Origin of the sequence: Fulvivirga aurantia, assembly GCF_009711475.1 — a bacterium.
In the GTDB taxonomy this organism is placed as follows: Bacteria; Bacteroidota; Bacteroidia; order Cytophagales; family Cyclobacteriaceae; genus Fulvivirga; species Fulvivirga aurantia.
This window is the reverse complement of sequence record NZ_SMMD01000084.1, coordinates 1-412: the sequence shown is the minus strand read 5'-3', so window position 1 is coordinate 412 and position 412 is coordinate 1. Positions and strand designations below refer to the sequence as shown.

At 37.6% G+C, this 412-nt stretch carries 1 protein-coding gene; it reads right to left on the bottom strand.

Going from position 1 to position 412, the window contains the following annotated elements; translation table 11 throughout:
- Positions 1-385: type IX secretion component PorD family protein (locus E1176_RS00150; RefSeq protein WP_155208578.1), on the bottom strand; the 385-nt coding region annotated here is incomplete at its 3' end.
- Positions 386-412 lie beyond the last annotated feature (27 nt).

Genomic DNA, 412 nt, shown 5'->3' with positions numbered 1-412 from the left:
TTTCATTAAAATTAAGCGGCTGTGACTCCACATAATCAAACTGCCAGTCACGATCGGCAAAATTCAATAAAATTGATTCGTAATTAGAATTGTAGACAGGCCTGGCAGTTTGTACCTGCACAGTGGCCTCGTAATTGCCAATACTTGTTGGGTTTTGAAGGGTAATGATAAGGTTACACTTTATCCTTTCGTGGCTTTCAAACACATCATTGGTCCATTTTTGATTATTTAAGAAATTGGAAAATGCGATTTCCATATCTTCAAAAATCCTACGATCTGTAGTTTGTACCTGATCTGCATTTACTGTCACTCGGCAATTGAGCTCCTGAGCAATAGCAGGCAGAAAAGCGATGCTTAATAGTACCAATAAGCTGATACTACGCATAAAATGTTTTTGAAATGGTCTCAACAA